This window comes from Streptomyces sp. FH025 (assembly GCF_017427025.1).
In the GTDB taxonomy this organism is placed as follows: Bacteria; Actinomycetota; Actinomycetes; order Streptomycetales; family Streptomycetaceae; genus Kitasatospora.
In genome coordinates, this window is sequence record NZ_JAFLNG010000618.1 from 1 (window position 1) to 4,639 (window position 4,639).

The window sequence follows — 4,639 nt, forward strand, 5'->3', positions numbered from 1 at the left end:
GGTCGTCCCCCCGGCGCCGGTCACCGGGCCGCCGCCGGGTGCCCCGGTGCCGCCCGGCGTGCCCGCGGTCGGCCCCGGCTACTTCGCCGCGCTCAGCTACCGGGGCCCGGACGGCTCGGAGCAGAAGCTGCTGCACCGCAGCGAGCCCGGCACCCCGCACCCGGAGTGGAAGATCCTGCAGGACCTGCGGCGGCTGAACGTGCCGCCGGAGCAGGTGCTGGAGCTGTACACCGAGCTGGAGTCCTGCGATCTGCCCGGCGGCTACTGCAACCGCATGATCGCCGCCTCCTGGCCGAACGTGCGGCTCACCCACACCGCCCCGTACGGCCGCGACCACGCCTCCCGGCAGGCCGGGATGGCCGAGCTGCTCGACCACCTGGACGAGCTGCACCAGCTGGCCTCCGGTGCCCAGCGGGTCCGCCCGTTCCGGGCGCCGCTGCCCGCTCCGGGGACGGTCCAGCCGCTGCCCCCGCTGCCGCCGCAGCAGCTCGCCCAGGAGCTCGGCCAGGCCTTCGGGCAGAACCTGTTCCGCTACGAGCAGCGCGCGGTCTCCCGCCAGGGCGTGCCCGAGCCGGTGTCGCAGACGCTGATGTGGGCCGGGCTGCCGCGCGACTTCGGGCCGTTCTTCTGGGCCCAGGCGCAGGAGGGCCGGCCGATCCCGACCCTCGCCGAGCTGGCCGCCGAGCGCGGCCTGCCCGCGGCCCCGGACTTCGGCGGCTACCTGGTGCTCGGGAACGACTACGGCCGCCAGCTGTGCGTCCAGTACGGCACCGCGCACGTGGTCGCGGTGGACGTCGACGGAACCGGCCAGCCGCCGCGCTTCGTCAACAGCGGTGTACCGGAGTTCGTCCGCGCGCTGGCCCTGCTGGGCCGGATGTGGCGGCTGCGGTACGGGCTGACGCCCGAGCAGGCCGGTCGCTGGACGTCCGACTTCCAGGCGCAGCTCGCCGCGATCGACCCGGCGGCCCTGCAGAACGCGGACACGTGGTGGGCCGTGCTGCTGGAGCAGTTCTGGGACGGCCTGCTGTAGCGGGCCGTCGAGGATCCTCGCAGGTGGGGAGGGGTCGTTCGGATGTCTGGAACGACCCCTCCGGCACGTCGTGACGGTGGTGCCTCGTTGGGGTTTCGTCCGGATCTGCGCAAAATAGGTCAAGAGGATGGGTCTACTCGTCCGGTCCTCGACGTTTTCCGGTCCGTACGACGACGGAATCCGGCCCCGGGCTCCGAACCGGTTCCGGATCCGTCCGTTCCGTCCGATCATGGGCTCCGCAGCCCGCGAAACGAGGGGAAGAGCCCATGAGCGATGCCGTCCCCCAGCACGGCTTCACCCAGGCCCGGCGAGGCTACGCGCCCGAGCAGGTCGACCGCGCACTCGCGGCCCTGACCGCGCAGCGCGACGACGCGTGGGAGAGGCTGAGCGTCCTCGGCGCCGGCATGCGGCAGATGGAGGCCCGGCTGGCCGACATCCGCCGCGCCGCCGAGGAGGCCCCCGAGCCGGACTACCAGGTGCTGAGCGAGCAGGCCGCCGGTCTGGCCACGATGGCGCAGAACGAGGCGCGCGCCGTTCGGGAGAAGGCCGAGCGCTTCGCCGAGGACCTGCGCGACGAGGTCTACGAGGCCGGGCAGGCGCTCGACAAGGCGGCCAAGGAGTACGGCACCACCACCCGCACGGAGGCCGACGCGGCCGCCCGCCGCACCGAGGAGCGCACCCGGGCCGAGGCCGAGAGCATCCGCGCCGAGGCCGACCGGGAGAGCCGCGCCGAGCGGGACGCCGCCACCGCCTACGCCGCCAAGGTCCGGGTGGCCGCCGCCGAGGCGAGCGAGCAGGCCGAGGCCGAACTGGCCGCCAAGCGCCGCAAGGCCGACGAGAACTTCGCCGCGATCCAGGCCAAGGCCGACGCCGAGGACGCCGAGGTCTCCGCGACCGCCGCGCGCCGGGTCAAGGAGGCCGAGCAGCACCGGGAGACCGTGCTGAACCAGATCAAGCAGCTGGAGACGGACGCCCAGGCCAAGGCCGACCAGCTGATCGAGCAGGCCCGCCGGGAGGCCGAGAAGATCAACGCGGCGACCGAGCGCGAGCAGCGCGAGTTCGACACCCGGCTGGAGACGGTGCAGCAGCACCTGGACCACATCAAGGCCACCCTGGCCTCGCTCACCGGAGCGGCGGTCGGGCAGATCGAGCCCGAGCGGGCGGCCGCCGCCGCTGCCGCCGCGTCCGCTGCCGCCGTGTCAGCCGCGGACGCGGCTCCGGCGGACGCGGTCGCCGACGCGGTGCCGGTGGATTCGGAGGCGGACACCGGGGAGATCCCGCTGCCGAACCTGCGGAAGGCCCCGGCCCGGGAGAGGTCGACGGCGGTGCTGCGGCAGCCGGTGGTCGGCGGGTCCAGTGCCTCCGGGGCCGGCGGTGCCGCCGCCAAGGCCAAGGGGAGCGGCGAGCCGGTGGCGACCGGCCCGGTCGCCCCGGCCGCGGCGCCTCCGAAGCCGGCCGCGGCGCCTCCGAAGCCGGCCGCGTCGCCGGAGCAGACGGCCGAGCGGGACGGCGCGAAGGGCGGGGGCGGCGCCGAGGAGCAGCCCCAGGACGAGACCCGGATCATTCCGAAGATCATCATCGTGGACGACGGCAGCGACTACGCGACCCCCAACACCGTGACCTACCGCCGGCGCTAGCCGGTGCGGGGCCCGGCTCCCGGCCTCGCCGGCTCCTGGCCTCGCCGGCCGCCGGCCTCGTCGGATCCTGTCCGCATCAGCTCCCGGCCTCGCTCGCGATCAGCTGGGTGAGCTTGGCGTCCTGGGCCCTGACCGCCTCCTGCTGGGCGGTCAGGGCCTGCGCGTTGCGGTCGATCAACTGGCGCTGGTAGCCGGCCAGCACGGCGAACCAGAGGCCCGCCAGGTTCGACCTGGCGGTGCAGTCGGCGTCGGCGCGGGCGGCGGACAGCTCGGTCGGGGTGGCCTCGGGCGTGCTCCGGTACCTCCGCGCCAGCTCGTCCGGGGTTTCGGCCTCGAATCCGGCGGCCGTCATGCAGACGGTCCACGCCCTGGTGGCCTCCACGACCCGGGCGTCCTTGGCCGCGGCCTTCATCGACTCGTCGAACAGCCTGCTGACCAGCTCGCCGCCCGCCGCAGGCGGTGAGCCGAGCCGCTCGGCGGCCTGCCGGTCGCAGTCCACCCGGGCGTTGTCGTACGCCTCGCCGGCGCCGGCCGGGGCGGGGTTCGGCCGGGGGGTCGTCCGCTTCGGAGGGTGGAAGCCCAGGGTGGCCGCGGCCTCCGCTCCGAGGTACCCCCAGGGGCCGGCCGGCAGCGCGGTGGCGTTGTCCGGCGGCTGCGCTGCCTGCAGGCCGTCCCCGGTGAATGCGGAGAATCCGGCCCTGTGCATGCAGGAGACGATCAGCATATTCCGTGCCTGAATCTCCTTCACGGAGGTCAGGTCATCGGCCTGATAAGCGGAGAGCGGGAGTCCGGTCATTCCGCCGCGACCGGATTCCGGGGCGGCCGTCGAGGTGATCTCCGGCGGTTTCGGCGCGGATTCGGCGGAAACCTTCCCGGAGTTGTTCGAACAAGCGGTGGCCGAAACCGAGAGGGCGGCCGCCAGGGTGATGGCGGCGAATCGTTCGAAGTGGGCGGGACGTGGCAAGCGTCTGCTCCGATCCTCAAGCGCGGCAAGCTTGTTCGGACCCTAGCTCATTTCGTCCCGATGTGTTCCCGGGGCCGCTCCGGAAGCCTGGCTTGGCCGGAAAACAGCTGTCCGCTACTGCCCCGCCGTGGAAATCTCTGGAGCTCCGACCGTTACCGATGGAGGGGTTACATGATTCGCCGCACTAATCCCCGTGCCACCCTTCGGAACAGAAATGGCAGAACTCGTCGAGCGGGCGCTCTGGCGGTTCTCACGGCTGCTGCCGCGGCGTTGTTGCCGAGTGCCTCGGCACATGCCGTGAACCGGGTCGACTGCGGAAACCGGGACGATTTCGCGAAAGTGTACAACTACGGCTACAGCAGCCAGTTGTGCTTCGCGAACGACGGCTGGATGGCCGTGCGCGTCTACAACGTGGACCGGATCGACGCGGGCAACAACAAGGTCATCACCTACCTGGGCGGCGGGCTCGGCTCCTGGACCGTCTTCAGCTGGGAGCGTTACGACTTCAACGCCAACCTGGGCCACCAGGTGCTGATGTACGACATCAACCTCTCCCGCTGGTAGTCCGCCCCGAGGCGGCCTCCACCGACCGGACGGGTGCGGACGTCCGGCGGTACGCGCGGGCCGAGCGCGGGAAGCGGGCGTTGAAGAGACGGGCGTTGAAGAGGCGAGCGTTGAAGAGACGAGCACTGAAGACGAGCGGGCAACGCGAGTAGGCCGAGACCCGTGGCGCCCTCCAGGAAAGGGCGCCACGGTTCCCGGCGCTTGGGCGGGCGCCCCCACCCAGGGTCGCCCGGCCTCGCACCTCCGACCCCCATCGGGGGTGCGACAGTGCCCCCGCAGCCATCCCCCACGGTTGGGTGCGGCGGGCACATTCACCATGGTGCGCGATCTCCATGGACGGCCAGTGACAGGAGTATGTCCAGTTCGTGGCGGATGGCGGAGCCGGACCTTGACCGTCGTCCGGTTGGTTCGTCCACCCGTCGGCCGGTGTTCCGTCCAGTGGTT

Annotated in this window: 4 protein-coding genes; 3 read left to right on the forward strand and 1 reads right to left on the reverse strand. The window is 72.6% G+C overall.

The features are described from left to right. Together J0670_RS30650 and J0670_RS30655 are read left to right on the forward strand one after the other, a co-directional pair. The coding region (locus J0670_RS30650; RefSeq protein ID WP_243437751.1) for an SUKH-4 family immunity protein at positions 1 to 1,030 on the forward strand (1,030 nt) is incomplete at its 5' end. 266 nt (positions 1,031 to 1,296) lie between these two features. Further along, complete coding sequence (locus tag J0670_RS30655; RefSeq protein ID WP_207815027.1) at positions 1,297 to 2,667, forward strand: hypothetical protein; 1,371 nt, start codon at positions 1,297 to 1,299, stop codon at positions 2,665 to 2,667. A gap of 76 nt (positions 2,668 to 2,743) precedes the next feature. Here J0670_RS30655 and J0670_RS30660 read toward each other — a convergent pair whose 3' ends face one another. After that, the gene (locus J0670_RS30660; protein WP_207815028.1) at positions 2,744 to 3,373 is read right to left on the reverse strand and encodes a hypothetical protein; all 630 of its coding nucleotides are present in this window, start codon (positions 3,371 to 3,373) and stop codon (positions 2,744 to 2,746) included. Between the two features lie 597 nt (positions 3,374 to 3,970). Between J0670_RS30660 and J0670_RS40385 the strand changes: the two genes are divergently transcribed. Continuing rightward, positions 3,971 to 4,195, forward strand: coding sequence for a beta/gamma crystallin domain-containing protein (locus J0670_RS40385; protein WP_207815029.1), 225 nt, complete (start codon positions 3,971 to 3,973; stop codon positions 4,193 to 4,195). Positions 4,196 to 4,639 lie beyond the last annotated feature (444 nt).

What these genes read in the sequence shown, in the direction of transcription:
- J0670_RS30655 (WP_207815027.1), top strand. Translation starts at nt 1,297, where the DNA reads ATGAGCGATGCCGTCCCCCAGCACGGCTTCACCCAGGCCCGGCGAGGC.
- J0670_RS30660 (WP_207815028.1), bottom strand. Translation starts at nt 3,373, where the DNA reads ATGCACAGGGCCGGATTCTCCGCATTCACCGGGGACGGCCTGCAGGCA.